The sequence below is a fragment of the Nocardia rhizosphaerae genome (assembly GCF_042650365.1).
GTDB classification, from domain to species: domain Bacteria; phylum Actinomycetota; class Actinomycetes; order Mycobacteriales; family Mycobacteriaceae; genus Nocardia; species Nocardia rhizosphaerae.
The window spans coordinates 698,984-715,893 of the sequence record NZ_JBHSBA010000003.1 but is presented as its reverse complement, the minus strand read 5'-3'; the positions used below and the strand labels follow the sequence as shown (position 1 = coordinate 715,893).

At 68.8% G+C, this 16,910-nt stretch carries 17 protein-coding genes; 9 read left to right on the top strand and 8 right to left on the bottom strand.

The genetic code is table 11. The features are described 5' to 3' along the window. The first annotated feature begins 69 nt into the window (after positions 1-69). From acs to ACFOW8_RS04870, 4 genes are all read left to right on the top strand, one after another. Positions 70-2,028 (top strand): acetate--CoA ligase, encoded by a 1,959-nt coding sequence (gene acs, locus ACFOW8_RS04885; protein ID WP_378546023.1) that lies wholly within the window; start codon positions 70-72, stop codon positions 2,026-2,028. A gap of 125 nt (positions 2,029-2,153) precedes the next feature. Then, entirely contained in the window at positions 2,154-3,422 is a 1,269-nt protein-coding gene (gene nhaA, locus ACFOW8_RS04880) for a Na+/H+ antiporter NhaA (RefSeq protein WP_378546020.1), read from the top strand. A 31-nt stretch (positions 3,423-3,453) separates the two neighbouring features. Then, on the top strand, positions 3,454-3,942 hold the full coding sequence (locus tag ACFOW8_RS04875; protein WP_378546017.1) for a phage holin family protein: 489 nt from the start codon (positions 3,454-3,456) through the stop codon (positions 3,940-3,942). Between the two features lie 55 nt (positions 3,943-3,997). Next, the gene (locus tag ACFOW8_RS04870) at positions 3,998-4,984 is read left to right on the top strand and encodes an alpha/beta fold hydrolase (RefSeq protein ID WP_378546014.1); all 987 of its coding nucleotides are present in this window, start codon (positions 3,998-4,000) and stop codon (positions 4,982-4,984) included. Between the two features lie 157 nt (positions 4,985-5,141). On the opposite strand, the gene ACFOW8_RS04865 is transcribed toward ACFOW8_RS04870, so the two are convergent. The 4 genes from ACFOW8_RS04865 to nth form a co-directional block, all read right to left on the bottom strand. Beyond that, positions 5,142-6,335: a MarP family serine protease gene (locus tag ACFOW8_RS04865; protein ID WP_378546011.1), complete on the bottom strand. Its 1,194-nt coding sequence runs from the start codon at positions 6,333-6,335 to the stop codon at positions 5,142-5,144. A 49-nt stretch (positions 6,336-6,384) separates the two neighbouring features. Next, a complete protein-coding gene (locus ACFOW8_RS04860) occupies positions 6,385-7,131 on the bottom strand; it encodes an NUDIX hydrolase (RefSeq protein WP_378546008.1) in 747 nt (248 codons plus the stop codon). Then, positions 7,128-7,742, bottom strand: a complete 615-nt coding sequence (locus ACFOW8_RS04855; RefSeq protein WP_378548481.1) for a TlpA family protein disulfide reductase — start codon at positions 7,740-7,742, stop codon at positions 7,128-7,130. The genes ACFOW8_RS04860 and ACFOW8_RS04855 overlap by 4 nt, the downstream gene beginning before the upstream one ends. A gap of 145 nt (positions 7,743-7,887) precedes the next feature. Then, on the bottom strand, positions 7,888-8,568 hold the full coding sequence (gene nth, locus ACFOW8_RS04850; protein WP_378548478.1) for an endonuclease III: 681 nt from the start codon (positions 8,566-8,568) through the stop codon (positions 7,888-7,890). A 248-nt stretch (positions 8,569-8,816) separates the two neighbouring features. On the opposite strand from nth, the gene ACFOW8_RS04845 reads away from it, so the two are divergent. Together ACFOW8_RS04845 and ACFOW8_RS04840 are read left to right on the top strand one after the other, a co-directional pair. Next, the gene (locus tag ACFOW8_RS04845) at positions 8,817-9,044 is read left to right on the top strand and encodes a hypothetical protein (protein ID WP_378546005.1); all 228 of its coding nucleotides are present in this window, start codon (positions 8,817-8,819) and stop codon (positions 9,042-9,044) included. Between the two features lie 145 nt (positions 9,045-9,189). Further along, entirely contained in the window at positions 9,190-9,864 is a 675-nt protein-coding gene (locus ACFOW8_RS04840; RefSeq protein ID WP_378546002.1) for a Crp/Fnr family transcriptional regulator, read from the top strand. A gap of 153 nt (positions 9,865-10,017) precedes the next feature. Here ACFOW8_RS04840 and ACFOW8_RS04835 read toward each other — a convergent pair whose 3' ends face one another. Genes ACFOW8_RS04835 through ACFOW8_RS04825 form a run of 3 tightly spaced genes read right to left on the bottom strand, consistent with a single transcriptional unit; the run spans position 10,018 to position 11,450 of the window. Then, positions 10,018-10,815 carry an MBL fold metallo-hydrolase gene (locus ACFOW8_RS04835; protein ID WP_378545999.1) on the bottom strand — a complete coding sequence of 266 codons (798 nt, stop codon included), beginning with the start codon at positions 10,813-10,815 and terminating at the stop codon, positions 10,018-10,020. 9 nt (positions 10,816-10,824) lie between these two features. Next, entirely contained in the window at positions 10,825-11,286 is a 462-nt protein-coding gene (locus ACFOW8_RS04830) for a RidA family protein (protein WP_378545996.1), read from the bottom strand. A gap of 2 nt (positions 11,287-11,288) precedes the next feature. Then, positions 11,289-11,450: a DUF4177 domain-containing protein gene (locus ACFOW8_RS04825; protein WP_019044568.1), complete on the bottom strand. Its 162-nt coding sequence runs from the start codon at positions 11,448-11,450 to the stop codon at positions 11,289-11,291. Between the two features lie 59 nt (positions 11,451-11,509). Between ACFOW8_RS04825 and ACFOW8_RS04820 the strand changes: the two genes are divergently transcribed. Together ACFOW8_RS04820 and ACFOW8_RS04815 are read left to right on the top strand one after the other, a co-directional pair. Beyond that, positions 11,510-12,547: an ArsA family ATPase gene (locus tag ACFOW8_RS04820; RefSeq protein WP_378545994.1), complete on the top strand. Its 1,038-nt coding sequence runs from the start codon at positions 11,510-11,512 to the stop codon at positions 12,545-12,547. Continuing rightward, positions 12,544-13,677 carry an ArsA family ATPase gene (locus tag ACFOW8_RS04815; protein ID WP_378545992.1) on the top strand — a complete coding sequence of 378 codons (1,134 nt, stop codon included), beginning with the start codon at positions 12,544-12,546 and terminating at the stop codon, positions 13,675-13,677. The genes ACFOW8_RS04820 and ACFOW8_RS04815 overlap by 4 nt, the downstream gene beginning before the upstream one ends. Positions 13,678-13,784: 107 nt before the next feature. On the opposite strand, the gene ACFOW8_RS04810 is transcribed toward ACFOW8_RS04815, so the two are convergent. Next, entirely contained in the window at positions 13,785-14,108 is a 324-nt protein-coding gene (locus ACFOW8_RS04810) for a WhiB family transcriptional regulator (RefSeq protein WP_019044565.1), read from the bottom strand. Between the two features lie 372 nt (positions 14,109-14,480). Between ACFOW8_RS04810 and ACFOW8_RS04805 the strand changes: the two genes are divergently transcribed. Further along, the gene (locus ACFOW8_RS04805) at positions 14,481-16,865 is read left to right on the top strand and encodes a penicillin-binding protein (RefSeq protein ID WP_378545990.1); all 2,385 of its coding nucleotides are present in this window, start codon (positions 14,481-14,483) and stop codon (positions 16,863-16,865) included. Positions 16,866-16,910: the final 45 nt, after the last annotated feature.

Here is a 16,910-nt window from a genome sequence, read left to right as displayed (position 1 = left end):
CTGTCGAGGAGACAGGGGTCGGCCCTGCCGACCGACCCGACCGCACCAGGCATGTGAGGCTGATTCGACATGACCGAAACCGCTGCAGGACATCCTGATTCGTATCCGCCCAGCGCGGAGTTCGCCGCCGCCGCCAACGCGGGCGCCGACCTCTACGAGCGCGGCGAGACCGACCGCGACGGCTTCTGGGCCGAACAGGCCGCCCGGCTGCACTGGCACAAGCCCTTCGCCCGAGTACTGGACTGGAGCGACGCGCCGGTGGCGCGCTGGTTCGCCGACGGCGAGCTCAATGTCGCCTACAACTGCCTCGACCGGCACGTGCTCGACGGACACGGCGACCAGGTCGCCATCCACTGGGAGGGCGAGCCGGGCGACTCGCGCGCCATCACCTATCGCGAACTGCTCGACGAGGTCTCGCGCGCGGCCAACTACCTGACCGAACTCGGCCTGCAGGCAGGCGATCGCGTCGCGATCTATATGCCGATGGTGCCGGAGGCGATCGTGTCGATGCTGGCCTGCGCCCGCCTCGGCCTCACACATTCGGTGGTGTTCGCCGGGTTCTCACCCAGCGCGCTGCGGCAGCGGGTCGACGACGCCGAGGCCAGGCTGATCATCACCACCGACGGGCAGTGGCGCCGTGGCAAGCCGGCGCCACTGAAGGAGGCCGTCGACGAGGCGCTGGCCGCCAAGGGCGATGTACCGTCCTCGGTCGAACACGTGCTCGTGGTGCGCCGGGTCGGGACCGAGGTGCCGTGGACCGACGGCCGCGATCTGTGGTGGCACGAGACGGTGGCCACCGCTCACCCGGAACACGAAGCGCGGCCGTTCCCCGCCGAGCATCCACTCTTCATCCTCTACACCTCCGGCACCACCGGAAAACCCAAAGGCATCCTGCACACCAGCGGCGGCTACCTCACCCAAGCCGCCTACACCCACCACAACGTCTTCGACCACAAACCAGGCACCGACATCTACTGGTGCACCGCCGACATCGGCTGGGTCACCGGACACAGCTACATCGTCTACGGCCCCCTCGCCAACCGCGCCACCCAGGTCGTCTACGAAGGCACCCCCAACTCCCCCACCGAACACCGCCACTTCCAGATCATCGAAAAATACGGCGTCACCATCTACTACACCGCCCCCACCCTCATCCGCACCTTCATGAAATGGGGCCGCGAGATCCCCGACGCCCACAACCTCACCAGCCTGCGCCTGCTCGGCTCCGTCGGCGAACCCATCAACCCCGAAGCCTGGCGCTGGTACCGCGAGGTGTTCGGCGCGAACAAGACCCCGATCGTGGACACCTGGTGGCAAACCGAAACCGGCGCCATCATGATCTCCCCACTGCCCGGCGTCACCGCAGCCAAGCCCGGCGCCGCCATGCGCCCGCTGCCCGGCATCTCGGCGAAAGTCGTCGACGAGGAGGGCAAGCCGGTACAGCTCGGGGAGACCGAGGCCAACGGCTATCTGGTGCTCGATCAGCCGTGGCCGTCGATGCTGCGTGGCATCTGGGGCGACATGCAGCGGTACCGGGCCACCTACTGGGAACGCTACGCCGAACAGGGCTGGTACTTCGCGGGCGACGGCGCCAAGCTCGACACCGACGGCGACCTGTGGGTACTCGGCCGGGTCGACGATGTCATGAACGTCTCCGGCCACCGCATCTCCACCGCCGAGGTCGAGTCCGCGCTCGTCGGCCACCAGGGCGTGGCCGAGGCCGCGGTGGTCGGCGCCTCCGACGCCACCACCGGGCAGGGCATCGTCGCCTTCGTCATCCTCACCGCCGAAGCGGCGGCACACGCGGGCGACGGCCTGGTCGACGAACTGAAGGCCGAGGTGGCCAAGGAGATCAGCCCGATCGCCAAGCCGCGCGAGATCCACATCGTGCCGGAACTGCCCAAGACCCGCAGCGGCAAGATCATGCGCAGGCTGCTGCGCGATGTGGCCGAGGGACGCGAACTCGGCGACACCTCGACCCTGGTGGATCCGGGCGTTTTCGAGGCGATTCGGGCAGGCGGCAACTGAGCGAGGCGGGCAGGGTACGGCCGGTGAAGTCGAATGTCACCGGCCGGTTCCGTTAGGATTCCGTTCAGGTGTGCCGGGAAGACTGGTCGGCATGCGGTCGTGAATCTGTGTCGCCGATGGGTGGGATGAGCGCCCGCAGTCCGCCGCTGCCTGCCGAAAGGCCACTGCTTGTGATCACCCGCGTTCGCTCCGAGCTAACCCGCTACTTACGCACCGAGACCGTCGGCGGCTCCCTGCTGCTCATCGCGGCCGCCGTTGCCCTGATCTGGGTGAACTCGCCGTGGGGCGCGAGCTATCAGACGATGGTCGACACCCACCTCAGCATCGACGCCTTGCACCTCGACCTGAGCCTGGCCGACTGGACCAAGGACGGCCTGCTCGCGATCTTCTTCTTCGTCGCCGGGCTCGAACTCAAACGCGAACTCGTCGTCGGCGAGCTCGCCGATCCCAAACGCGCGGCCCTGCCGATCATCGCCGCCCTCGGCGGTGTCGTCACGCCCGCGCTGATCGCGCTGACCGTCGGCTGGGGTGTGCCCGGTATGGACAGCGGCTGGGCGATCCCGGTGGCCACCGATATCGCCTTCGCGCTGGCCGTACTGGCGATGACCGGCTCCAGGATCCCGGCCAGTGCCAGGGTGTTCCTGCTCAGCCTCGCCGTGGTCGACGACCTGCTCGCGATCGTGCTCATCGCGGTGCTGTTCACCGCGTCGCTGTCGATGATGTGGCTGGCCGCCGCGCTCGCCTGCTGCGCGGCGTGGGCGCTTGGACAGAAGCTGCGGCTGCACACGCCGCTGCTGTACATCCCGATCGCGCTGGTCTGCTGGTACGCACTGCACGAGGCGGGGATCCATCCGACACTGGCCGGTGTCGCGCTCGGCCTGCTCACCAGAGTCCGCAAGGATCCGGGCGAGCACGAGGCGCCCGCGACCCACCTCGAGCATGTGGTGCAGCCGATCTCGGCCGGGTTCTGTGTACCGCTGTTCGCGCTGTTCGCCTCGGGTGTCCCGCTCGACGGCGATGTCTTCGGGCAGCTGTTCACCGATCGGCTCTCGTTGGCGATCATCCTCGGCCTGCTGGTGGGTAAGACCGTCGGCATCTTCGGCATCAGCTGGGTGGCGATCCGGCTCGGCTGGGCGAAACGCCCGGCAGGCCTGGAATACCGAGACATGTTCGCCCTGTCGGTTCTCGGCGCGATCGGCTTCACCGTTAGCCTGCTCGTGGCGGAACTCGCGCTGGCCGACGAAGGCGAGGCCGTTATCGATCTGGCCAAGGCCGCGGTCCTCGTGACCTCCATGGCAGCATCGCTGGTCGGATCGGCGCTACTGTTGCGCCGTGGGCGTGCGCACCAAGCGCGCCGTGATGCGGACGAGCTCCAACCGGACAGTGAGGCCTAGTAGTGCCAGGACAGGGAGAAGGGTCGACGAAGTGAGTTACACCCAAGGCGGAAATGACGGTCGCACGGTCACTTCCATCCCGTTGACCGACGCCAACCCGCCCGGATCGGCGAGCATCGGCAGTCTCGTCCGCGACGCGACCGAGCAGCTGTCGACCCTGGTCCGTGCGGAGGTGGCACTGGCCAAGGCAGAGGTCACCGCCGAGGTCCGCAAGGGCCTCACCGGCAGCGTGTTCTTCATCCTCGCGCTGACGGTGCTGCTGTTCAGCTCTTTCTTCTTTTTCTTCTTCCTGGCCGAACTGCTCGACGTGTGGCTGTACCGCTGGGCCGCGTTCCTGATCGTGTTCGTGCTGATGGTGGCGACCACCGCGCTGCTCGCCTTCCTCGGCTGGCTCAAGGTGCGCAAGTTGCGGGCACCGGAGAAGACCATCAGCTCGCTCAAGCAGACCGCCGAGGTACTGCCCGCCGCGCTCACCCACAGCGAGCAGGTTCCCGCGCTGGAGAAGTCGACCAGCCGATGACGCGCCGGGCAGGCCCGGTCGCCACGGCCGGGCCCGCCCACTAGGCTCGATCGGCGTGTCGTCCAACTCTTTCCCGGATCCGTCCAGTGTCCGCTTCGGCGGCCCGTGGGCGCACCGGGACGTGCACGCCAACGGGATTCGATTCCACGTCGTCGAAGCCGACGACACCGAGCACGCCGATGCCCCACTGGTGCTGCTGCTGCACGGATTCGCCGATTTCTGGTGGTCGTGGCGGCATCAGCTGACCGGCCTCGCCGCGCAGGGATATCGCACCGTCGCCGTCGATCTGCGCGGCTACGGCGACACCGACAAGCCACCGCGCGGCTACGACGGGTGGACCCTGGCCGGTGATGTCGCCGGGCTCATCCGGGCGCTCGGCCACACCGAGGCCACGCTGGTCGGACATGCCGAGGGCGGGCTGGTCTGCTGGGCCACCGCCGTGCTGCATCCGCGGCTGGTCCGCTCGATCGCGCTGGTGAGTTCGCCGCATCCGGCGGCGCTGAAGAGCGCCGTCCTGCGTGACTCGGCCCAGCGCGCGACCTGGCTGCCCGAGTTCCTGCGCTACCAGCTGCCGCGCTATCCCGAGCATGTGCTCACCCGCCGCGACGGCGCGGAGGTGGAACGCCTGCTGCGCGCCAGGGTGAGCGAATCATGGTCACGGACCGCCGAATTCACCGAGACCGCGGCCCGCATGCGCGCGGCCATCCGGATTCCCGGCGCCGCGCACAGCGCCCTCGAGTATCAGCGCTGGGCCTTCCGCAGCCAATGGCGGCCCGACGGCAAGCGCTTCATGGCGACCATGCGCACCCCCGTCGGCATCCCGGTTCTCGGGCTGCGTGGCGAGCACGACCCCTACCTGCTGCCGACCACCTTCCATCGCGGCGCCCGCCTGTCGCCCGACCGCACCCTGGTCGCCATCCCCGACGCGGGCCACTACGCGCACCAGGAGAACCCCGCCAGGGTCAACGAGGTCCTGACCACCCGCTGGCGGGAACAGAACGGGGTGAACGGCTCGCCGCAGGGTGGTCTGGTCTCGCCGTGAGGGCACCCCCTTCGGTCATCCATTCTGATAGGCCGTGTCACGGCGGCATCCGAGCGCGGCCACCCGCCCCGCACGACCCGACCTCGAGGAGGGTCCGCCGACGAAGTCGGCGGGACACCAGGGGGCCGCGACTCGAGCGCGCCAGCGCTCCAATAACTCAGCTCAGCACGCACGCGCCGGTCGGCACCGGAGTGCTGCTGGCCGGAGCGGCGGACAACTCGGGGCCGACCTCGTTCAGGGTGAGCACGTAGCCGGTGTCGTCGTCGGTGACGGCGGCGCCGAAGACCACGCCGAGGACCTGACCGTCGGCGTCGACGAGTGGTCCACCCGAGTTGCCTGCGCGAACCTGGCCGCGGACCGTGTAGACCTCGCGTTCGACCTCACCGTTGCGGTGGATCGTCGGACCGGTGAGGTCGAGGATCTCGCGGACGCGGGCCGCGCTGGCCGTGTACGGCCCACCACCGGGGTAGCCGAGCACGATCGCGCTCTCACCGGAATCGGCCGCCTCCGGTGCGAATGGGATGACGGGGGCGATCAGACCTGGCACGGCGAGCACGGCGATGTCCTTGGACGGGTCGAACAGCACCACGGTGGCGTCCAGTGCGCCACGCGCGGTGTCGACCGACACCGTGTTGGTGCCGGCGACGACGTGCGCGTTGGTCATCACCCGTTCCGGCGCGATGACGAAACCCGAGCCCTCCAGCGCACGCTGACAGCTCGGCGCGACACCACGGATGCGCAGCACGCTCTGCTGCAGCGAGGCCGCGACCGGACTGGCGAGCACGCTCGCGTCCGGCGGCTCGACCGCCGCGATCGGGGCCCGCCCGAACGGCCCGATGACGTCCGGCAGCCCCGACGTGTTGAGCAGCTTGGAGAATTCGTTGGGCAGCTTGCGCAGCCATGACGGCGCGACCTCGTTGACGTCGGCGAGCACCTTCGAGCCGTTGATCGCCGCCGCGACATTGGGCTGCGACGCCGTGGCCAGCGGCAATGCGAGCAGCCAGGCGGCGACCAGCACGGTGCACGCCTGCAGGATCGCGCCGGTGATGCTGTCGACGCTGCGCGCGAACGGATTGCGGATCCCGCTGCGGGCCGCGCGGCCGAGCACCATGCCCGCGACCTCACCGACGATCACCAGCAGCACGATCAGCAGGATGCCACCGAGTACCCGGCTGCGGCCCTCGCTGAGGTGTTTGAGGATGTGCGGGGCGATCAGGATGCCCGCGACCGCGCCGAGCGCGACGCCGAAGAACGCGAGCGCAGACGCCACCGCGCCCTGCCGCCAGCCCGTCGATGCCGCGACCAGCGCGATCAGCACGACCGCGATGTCGAGCCACACCGACGGGCTCATGCGGGCACCTCACCGACGCCGGGCTCCGGCGCGACCGCCATCCGCTCGCTCACAGGGTCATTCCGACCGCAGCCAGTGAGCTCTCCAAATCACGCACGTCGCCCCGATCCCAGTCTCGTTCCCAGCCCGCTGTTTTGATGATTCCGGCGAGGATACCGCCGGTGAGCCCCCAGACCAGCATGCCGTCGACCTGGAAAGCGGGACTCTGGTAGCCGAGACTGCCACGGACCATGAATCTGTGTGCCGGATCGAGCAATTCGGTGAGCCGAACCCGGACCACACGCTCGGTTTCGCCCGGATCGACCACGCCGACCGGGGTGGGTGCCCGCCAGTAGCCGAGCACCGGGGTGACATCGAATTTCGACGGCGGCACGAACAGTTTCGGCAGCATCGCGAACGGCTGCACGCCCGCGGGGTCGAGCCCGGTCTCCTCGGCGGCCTCGCGCAGCGCGGTGCCGATCGGGCCGTCGTCGCCGGGATCCTGCGCGCCGCCGGGAAACGCGACCTGGCCGCGGTGCTGGCGCATGGTCGACGCACGCTGGGTGAGCAGCACATCCGCGTCGGCGGGCAGCCCGCCCGCGCCCGCCGGGTCGGCGTCGGCCGAACCACCGAACAAGACCAGGACCGCGGCCTGCCGCGGCTTGCCGGTGATCGACATGGCCCTGCGCAGCGCGCGGGAGGCGGCGAGGGTGTCGTCGGCGTCGGCGCCGCCGTGCCGGATGGCCGCGTGCAGCCAGGACGGGAGGCCGGATTCGTCCGGTCGCATCACACCGCTCATCATCAGGTCCTTCGTCATACCGCGATCCGAACACCGAGCTTGTCGGCCACCGTATCGGCGATGTCGGCGACATCGGCGAACGTGCGCACCTCCACACCGGCAATCGTGCCGTCCGCCCGGACCAGCACCGACACCGGGAGTACCGCGGGCGCGCCGACGGCGGTCCGCACGCTGGCGTCCTGGTCCTCGACGCCGGGCAGGGTTATGCCGAGCCCGCTCAGTCTGGACAGCGCTTTGGCTTCGTCGGGATCGCTGTGCACGGTCAGCACGGTGACCTCCGAACCTGCCAGTTCGGCGAACTCCTGCAGGTGCGGCAGCTCGACGGCGCACGGCCCGCACCAGTAGGCCCACAGGTTGAGCAGGGCGGGCTTGCCCGCCAGCGCGGCGGCGAGGTCGACGGGCGCGCCGTCGGCGAGGCAGGTGAGCGAGAGGCCCGACAGCGGCCCCGAGGTGGCGGTGGTCGGCACCGGACACGATGCCAGCCCGGCGGCCGCGCGCTGCTCGGCCGAGACCGTGGCCGGTCGTGCCGACGGGTGGCTGGTCTGGTCGGGGTCGTCGGAACCACCCCGCGGCCACAGCGCGACCGCGGCGGCGAGCACGAGGATGGCCGCGGCCAGTACCAAGCGCATCGCGGGCCGCCGGGTCTGCGGCGAGTCGGCCGGTTCGCTCACGCCCGCACCTCGTCTGCGCTCGGTGCCGTGGCGCGCGCGGGCGCGCACAACGCCGCCGTGCGCGCGGACGCGCCGAATCGGCGGTGCATCCGCCCGCGCTCGCTCACAGCCCGACCAGATCGAGCAGGTGCTCGCGTTCGGGACCCTTGATCAGGTCGGCCGCGAGGGCCGGATCGGTCGGGCCGGTCCCGTAGGACGGGCAGTCGTTGGCAAGCACGCAGGCGCCGCAGGCGGGCTTGCGGGCGTGACACACCCGGCGGCCGTGGAAGATCACCCGGTGCGAGAGCATCGTCCAGTCCTTGCGCTCGATCAGCGCGCCGACCGCGTGCTCGACCTTGACCGGGTCTTCCTCCTCGGTCCACTTCCAGCGACGCACCAGCCTGCCGAAGTGGGTGTCGACCGTGATGCCGGGGACGTCGAAGGCGTTGCCGAGGATGACGTTCGCGGTCTTACGCCCAATTCCGGGCAATTTCACCAAATCAGACAGGGTGTGAGGCAACTCACCGTCGAAATCGGATTCGAGTGCCTGTCCGAGCCCGATGAGGGAGCTGGTCTTGTTGCGGTAGAAACCGGTGGGCCGGATGTATTCCTCCAGCTCGGCCCGGTTGGCCTCCGCGTAGTCGCGCGCGGTGCGGTACTTCGCGAACAGCGCGGGCGTGGTGAGGTTCACCCTGACATCGGTGCACTGGGCCGACAGGATCGTCGCCACCGCCAATTCCAGCGGAGTGGTGAAGTCCAGCTCACAGTGCGCGTCGGGGAACGCGGCGGCGAGTGTGCGGTTCATCCGGCGGGCGCGCCGGACCAGCCCGGTCCGCGTTTCCGCCGCTAGTGCGCGGTTCTTGCGCTTTCGCGCCGCGGTGAGACCAGCGGGCGCCGCGGCCGGTGCGGCATCGCCGACGGCCGCGGTGGAGGGGGGAACGGACACTCGTCCACCATACGGAACCACTACGACAACATTGGGTGCCGAGTTGGCCCGCTGTGTTCCATCTGAGACCTGGACCGTGTTTACTGCCTGTCATGCAAGGACTCGCTGTGGTGCTCTTCCCAGTGCTGTTGATGCTGTTCGCACTGGGGATGGAGCGGGTCGAGAACCGGCTCCGTAAGCTTCTCGAACCCGACGAAGAGGTTCAGCAGTACCTGGACAGCGCCAGCAACGCCGAGGTGAAAGAGCTGACGAAGCTCGGCCTGCCCGCCGCGGTCGGGCGGGTACGCAAGCGCCGCTCCCGCGCCGCCGATCTGGACGTCGCCCGCGCCAGCTGAACCTCCCGTTCACGGTGCGCGAACTGTGCGCAATCCACTCTTTACGTGGTGTCTGTCACTGTGCTGCCGTGATGCCGCGTAGACTGCGCTGTTGGTCGATTCGCTCGACCAGGTTCGCAAGCCATATCCCATAAGGAGCACATTCGTGGACGAGGCCCTCGCCAGAGCAGGCATCTTCCAAGGCGTCGAGCCCACCGCGGTGGCCGCGCTCGCCAAGCAGCTGCAGCCCGTCGATTTTCCGCGCGGCCACGTCATCTTCAACGAGGGCGAACCCGGCGATCGGCTGTACATCATCACCTCGGGCAAGGTGAAGATCGGCCGCCGTTCCCCCGACGGCCGGGAAAACCTGCTGACCATCATGGGGCCGTCCGACATGTTCGGTGAACTGTCGATCTTCGACCCCGGCCCGCGTACCTCGACCGCGACAACGGTCACCGAGGTCCGCGCGGTGACGATGGATCGGGACGCACTCAAGCAGTGGATCGATCAGCGTCCCGAGATCGCCGAGCAGCTGCTGCGCGTGCTGGCCCGTCGCCTTCGCCGCACCAACAACAACCTCGCCGACCTCATCTTCACCGACGTGCCGGGCCGCGTCGCCAAGGCGCTGCTGCAGCTCGCTCAGCGCTTCGGCACCCAGGAAGCGGGCGCGCTGCGCGTGACCCACGACCTCACCCAGGAAGAGATCGCCCAGCTGGTCGGCGCTTCCCGGGAAACCGTCAACAAGGCGCTGGCCGACTTCGCCCATCGCGGGTGGCTGCGGCTCGAGGGCAAGAGCGTGCTGATCTCGGACTCCGAGCGTCTCGCCCGGCGCGCGCGCTGATCGCCTGACTCGACGACATTCCGGCACGCCGGAACCACCGGTGCGGGTCCGTGGGAGAGGGCCTCGTCCGCACCCGAGGTGGTTCCGGCGTGCCGTCGTCGTCACACGCGCGCACCGGTCGCCGACGCACGCACGCGCACGCCGACGACCGGCTCAGACCCCGCGTTCGGCCCGCAGATACTCCAGCTGCGCCTGCACCGAGCTGCGCGCGGCGGGCCACAACCGTTTGTCCACATCCGCGTACACCTTGCGCACGACCGCGAACGCGCCCGCGTCCTGGCCCAGTTCGGCCAATGCCGCCCTGACCTGGTCGAGACGCTCCCGCCGGTGATTCAGGTAGTACCGCAACACCGGCGCCGCGTCGGCGTGATCGGGACCGTGCGCGGGGAGCAGTGCCCGGCCGGTGCCGTGCTCGAGCAGTAGTTCCAGCGAGGCCAGGAAATCGGCCAGCGCGCCGGAGGCCGAGGCGAGCACCGTGGTGCCGTGCCCGAGCACCGTGTCACCGGTGACGATCGCGTCGTCGAGCAGGAAACTCACCGAGTCGTCGGTGTGTCCCGGTGTCGCGAGCACGGTGATGCGCATGTTTGCGGCCTCGATGACCTCGCCGTCGGCAAGCGGGGTCCCGGTACCGCGCAGATACTTCGGGTCCACCGATCGCACCGGCGTCCCGGTGGCCTGCACCAGATGATCGATGCCGCCGGTGTGATCGTGGTGGTGGTGGGTGATCAGGGTCTGCGCGATCCGCCCACCGGTGGCCGCGACGATCGCGGCCGTGTGCTTCTTGTCCTTCGGGCCCGGATCGACGACGACGTACTCGTCGCTGCCGGGCCCGCGTAGCAGCCAGGTGTTGGTGCCGTCGAGCGTCATCTGCGACGGATTGTCGGCCAACAGCACCGACGCCGTCGGGGTGATCGCCCGAACCCGGCCGTACGCGGGGTGTTCCAGTGCCATGACGGCTGCCTATCCGACCTCGACGATCAATTCCACCTCGACGGGTGTGTTCTTCGGCAGTTCCGAGACCCCGACCGCGGAACGCGCGTGCACGCCCGCGTCGCCGAAGACCTCGCCGAGGAACTCCGACGCGCCGTTGATCACGATCGGCTGATCGCTGAATCCGGGGGCCGAGGCGACGAACCCCACCACCTTCACCACCCGCACCACCTGGTCGAGCCCGACCAGATCGTGCACGGCGGCCAGCGCGTTCAACGCGCACAGCCGCGCCGCCTCCTTCGCCGACTCCACATCGACCTCGGCCCCGACCTTGCCGACCGCCGACAGCTCACCGTCGACGAAGGGCAGCTGACCGGAGGTGTACACCAGCGATCCGGTGCGCACGGCCGGGATGTAAGCCGCGACGGGGGCCGCGACCGGCGGCAGGGTGACCCCGAGCCGGTCGAGCGCGTCCTTCCACGCGGTAGCCACGGCTACTTCTGCCGCTTCAGGTAGGCGACGTGCTGTTCGCCGGTCGGGCCTGGCAGCACCGTGACCAGCTCCCAGCCGTCGGCGCCCCACTGATCGAGGATCTGCTTGGTCGCGTGCGTCAACAGCGGCACGGTCGCGTACTCCCACAGGGTGACTTCACTCATGGTGTGAGTTTAGGGCGCACCCGGACCACCGATGGGAAACGGGTTATAGGCTCGGCGACGTGGGAGCACCAACAGCAGAGCCGGTTTCGTCGGTTCCCGGACCGTCTACCGGATGGCCACAGCGCGCGGCCAAGGCCCGCTTGCACTACGTGACCGGCAAGGGAGGCACCGGCAAGTCGACCGTCTCGGCGGCGCTCGCGCTGGCGCTCGCCGCCGGCGGACGCAAGGTGCTGCTGGTCGAAGTGGAGAGCAGGCAGTCCATCGCGCAGCTGTTCGACCGGCCGCCGCTGCCGCCCACCGAAACCCAGATCGCCAGCGCCGACGGCGGCGGTGAGGTGTTCGCGCTCGCCCTCGACATCGAGCACGCGTTCCTGGAATACCTCGACATGTTCTACAGCCTCGGCTTCGCGGGCCGGGCGATGCGCCGGATGGGCGCGATCGAGTTCGTCACCACCATCGCGCCCGGCCTGCGCGATGTGATCCTCACCGGCAAGATCAAGGAGTGCGTGGTGCGCACCGGCGCCGACGGCGGGCCCGCCTACGACGACATCGTCGTCGACGCGCCGCCCACCGGCCGGATCGCCGGCTTCCTCGACGTCACCCAGGCCATGGCCGAGATCGCCAAGGGCGGTCCGATCGCCGCGCAGGCCGACGGCGTGTCCAAGCTGCTGCATTCCGATCAGACGATGATCCACCTGGTGACGCTGCTGGAGGCGCTGCCGGTGCAGGAGACCGCCGACGCGGTCGCCGAGCTCACCGGCAACGATCTGCGGATCGGCACGGTGATCGTCAACCGGGCCGCCAAGGCACAGTTCGACCCCGCCCAGCGCGAGCTCGCCGTGCGCGGCGAGCTGGACACCACCGAGATCGCCGCGAGTCTGGCCAAGGCCGGGATCACCCTGCCCGAGCCGGATTTCGCCGGCCTGCTCACCGAGAGCGTTGACCACGCGGTCATGCTGACCGCACAGGACGCCAGCGCGGCCGAGCTCGCCGAGGTCGACGTGCCCCAGCTGCACCTGTCTGCCCTCGACGAGGGCGTCGACCTCGGCGGACTCTACGAACTGGCCGAACAGCTATCCGCGCAGGGAGTGCGATGAGCGAGCAAACCACCCCGACCCGCCTCGATGTCGCCGGCATCATCGCCGATCCGTCCGCCAGGGTGATCGTCTGCTGCGGCTCCGGCGGTGTCGGCAAGACGACGACCGCGGCCGCGATCGCCCTGCGCGCCGCCGAGGCGGGCCGCAAGGTCGTCGTGCTCACCATCGATCCAGCGCGCAGGCTGGCGCAGTCGCTCGGGGTCGCCGACCTGGACAACACTCCGCAGCGGGTCGAGCTCGGCGCCGAGGTGCCGGGTGAACTGCACGCGATGATGCTGAACATGCGCCGCACCTTCGACGACATGGTGCTCGAGCACACCAGCGCGGACAAGGCCGAGCAGATCTTCGCCAATCCGATCTATCAGACGGTCGCCTCGTCGTTCGGTGGCACGCAGGAGTACATGGCGATGGAGAAGCTCGGTCAGCTGGCCGGGCACAAGGAGTGGGACCTCATCGTCGTCGACACTCCGCCGTCCCGCAACGCGCTGGACTTCCTCGACGCGCCGAAGCGGCTCGGCACGTTCCTGAACGGGAAGATGATCCGGCTGATCATGGCACCGGGTCGCGGCGTCGGCCGGTTCGTCACCGGTGCGATGAGCCTGGCGATGCGCGGGGTGTCGACCATCGTCGGTGGGCAGATGCTCAAGGACGCCTCGGCGTTCCTGCAGTCGCTGGAATCGCTGTTCGGCGGCTTCCAGGACCGGGCCGAGCGCACCTTCGCGATGCTGTCCAAGCCGGGCACGCACTTCCTGGTGGTCGCGGCACCGGAACCCGATGCGCTGCGGGAGGCCTCGTTCTTCGTCGACCGGCTCTCCACCGAGCGGATGCCGCTGGCCGGGCTGGTACTCAACCGCACTCATCCCGCGCTGTCGGCGCTGTCCGGTGATCACGCGCTGACCGCGGCCGATCAGCTGCGCGAGTCGGATCCGCTCACCGCGGCGGTGCTGCGCGTGCACGCCGAAAGGGTGGCGACCGCGAAGCGGGAGCAGCGGTTGCTGCATCGCTTCACCGGTGCTCATCCGCGGGTTCCGATGGTTTCGGTCACCGCGCTTCCCTTCGAGGTCTCGGACCTGGACGCGCTGCGGGCGGTGGGCGATCAGCTGACCGGCACGACCACCGCCGTCGCCTGATTCAGACAAAACGGCTATAGCTAACAAACCCGCAACACCGGCCGACGGCGCCGAATCCGCAAACCCCACGGATTCGGCGCCGGTGTGATAACGGCCCGGTCTCGGCCCTAGATGGCCACCTGATGCTGGCGCTGGGCCTGGAAGAAGTCGGCCCACGATGTCACGTCGGGATGCTGCTTGAGCAGCGCGCGCCGCTGCCGCTCGGTCATCCCGCCCCACACTCCGAATTCCACCCGGTTGTCCAGCGCGTCGGCACCACACTGCATCAAGACCGGGCAATGACGGCAGATCGTCGCCGCCTTGCGCTGCGCCGCACCACGAACGAACAGCTGGTCAGGGTCCACTTCCTTGCATCGCGCCTGGGCAACCCAAGCGATCCTTGCCTCGGCCTGCTCTACATCCAGTCGAGCGATGGGGGTTGTGATGTGCATTTCGATGTGCCCCTTTGCAGTCCGAACACCGTTGTACGGCGCTCCAGAATCGCGAGCGCGGATCACAGCAACCCAACTACCGCTGCGGTCCGCACCACATTCCACTTTGAGTGTTAGCTCTATCACACTGGGTTCTCAATCTAGGTAAAGGTATGGGGCTTGCGCAAGACCACCCCTGGATTTTTTGGTACGGCCGTCCATTCAAATCGTGGCCCGACCGGGCAGCTGCGCTGATCACCGGCGTGCCAGGGCACGACACGCCGATGTGATCATTTTGTTGACACGCCCGGACCATCCGCCGGGCACCGACCGGACATCCCCGGTGGGCGGCACAGCCGTGAACACCGCCACCCCACCCTTTAGGCTGGACCGGTGCCGATCACTCAAACGCTCGCGAGGCTGGCCGGCAGCTGCGCGCTGGCCGCCGTGCTAGTCGCCGGGCTGTTGTTCCCCCTGGCCGGTGGATTCGGGTTCATCTCCAACCGCGCCGCCGACGCCGTCGACAATGTCTCCGCCGAACTGGTGGAAGGCACGGTCCCTGCCGTCTCCACCATGGTCGACGCGGCCGGAAACCCCATCGCCTGGCTGTACGAGCAGCGCCGCTTCGAGGTGCCGAGCGATCGCATCTCCAACAACATGAAGCTGGCCATCGTTTCCATCGAGGACAAGCGCTTCGCCGACCACAAGGGCGTCGACTGGCAGGGCACCCTGCGCGCCTTCCTCACCAACACCTCCTCCGGCGAGGTGCAGCAGGGCGCGTCGACGATCGACCAGCAGTACGTGAAGAACTTCAACCTGCTCGTCGTCGCGAAGACCGACGCCGAACGCCGCGCCGCCATCGAGACCACCCCGGCGCGCAAGCTGCGCGAGATCAGGATGGCGCTCACGCTCGACCGCGAGCTCAGCAAGGACGAGATCCTCACCCGCTACCTGAACCTGGTGCCGTTCGGCAACGGCTCCTACGGCATCCAGGACGCGGCACAGACCTACTTCGGCATCGACGCCGCCGAGCTGAACATCACCCAGTCGGCGATGCTGGCCGGCATGGTGCAGTCCAGCTCCAAGCTGAACCCCTACACCAATGTCGAAGGCGTCACCGACCGGCGCAACACCGTGCTCGACACGCTGATCCAGAACATCCCGCATCGCGCGGCGGAGTTCCGCGAGGCCAAGAACGAACCGCTCGGTGTCCTGCCGGAGCCGAAGGGCTTGCCACGCGGCTGCATCGCCGCCCAGGACAAGGGCTTCTTCTGCGATTACGCGCTGCAGTACCTCGAAGAGGCCGGGATCAGCCGCGAGCAGGTCGACAAGGGCGGCTACCTGATCAGGACCACCCTCGATCCCGTGCTCCAGGATTCGGTGAAGCGCGCGGTGGTCGAGCAGGCCGACCCGAACCTCGACAACATCGCCGAGGTCATGTCGGTGGTCGCGCCAGGCCAGGACACACACCCCGTACTCGCGATGGCGTCGAGCCGGACCTACGGCCTCGACCGGGACGCCAACGAGACCCTGCTCGGCCAGCCCTACACCATGGTTGGCGACGGAGCCGGCTCGATCTTCAAGCTGTTCACCACCGCCGCGGCGATGGAGAAGGGCCTCGGCATCTCGGCCCAGGTCGAGGTGCCGGGCACCTACGCCGCCAGGGGCATGGGCTACTCGAACGCGCCTGGCTGCCCTGCCGACGCGTGGTGCGTCAAGAACGCGGGCAACTACCCCGGATCGATGTCGGTGACCGACGCGCTCGCCACCTCGCCCAACACCACGTTCGTGAAGATGATCCAGGACGTCGGGGTGGCCTCGGCCGTGGACATGGCGGTTCGCCTCGGCATGCGCTCCTACACCAAGCCCGGCACCTCCGGGCACGGCAACGCGAGCCTGGCCGACCACATCAAAGACAACAACATGGGTTCGTTCACGCTCGGCCCGTTCGCGATCAACCCGCTCGAGCTGTCCAATGTGGGAGCCACGCTCAGTTCCGCGGGCAAGTGGTGCCCGCCCTCCCCCATCCAGGAGGTCGTCGACCGCAACGGCAAGGTCGTCCCGCTCACCCAGCAGGCGTGCGAGCAGGTCGTCGAGCCGGGCCTGGCCAATACTCTCGCCAACGCGATGAGCAAGGACGACATCAGCGGTACCGCCGCTGGCGCCGCACGGTCGGCGGGCTGGGCGGCACCGATGTCGGGCAAGACCGGTACCACCGAGAGCCACCGTTCCTCGGCGTTCATCGGCTTCACCAACTCGCTGGCCGCGTCGGTCTACGTCTACGGTGACAGCCCGACACCGGGCGAGATCTGCTCGTTCCCGCTGCGCAACTGCGGCGCGAGCAACGCCTCCGGCCTGTTCGGCGGCAACGAACCGGCCCGCACCTGGTTCAACGCCATCAAGCCGGTGCTCGACCGGTTCCCGCCGCCCAGTCTGCCGCCGCTGGACGACAAGTACGTCCGGGGCGCGAACAACTCCCAGGTCCCCGATGTGGCGGGCAGGTCGCAGGGTGAGGCCACCTCGATGCTGACCACCGCGGGGTTCCAGGTGTCGGCGGTGGTGAGTCCCGGCTCGCAGGCCAAGGGCACGGTGATGGGCAGTTCGCCGAACGGCTCGGCGATTCCCGGTTCGGTCGTCACGATCTACATCAGTGACGGCTCGGTCCGGGTGCCGGTGGTGACCACACCACCGCCCGCGCCGTCCGCTCCGACGCCGGCGCTTCCCGGTCTCCCCCAGATCCCGCGCCTGCCACCGATCCCCATCCCGGTCCCCAGATAGCGAAAGGGCCTGTCGTCCACCCGGACGACAGGCCCTTTTCTCCAT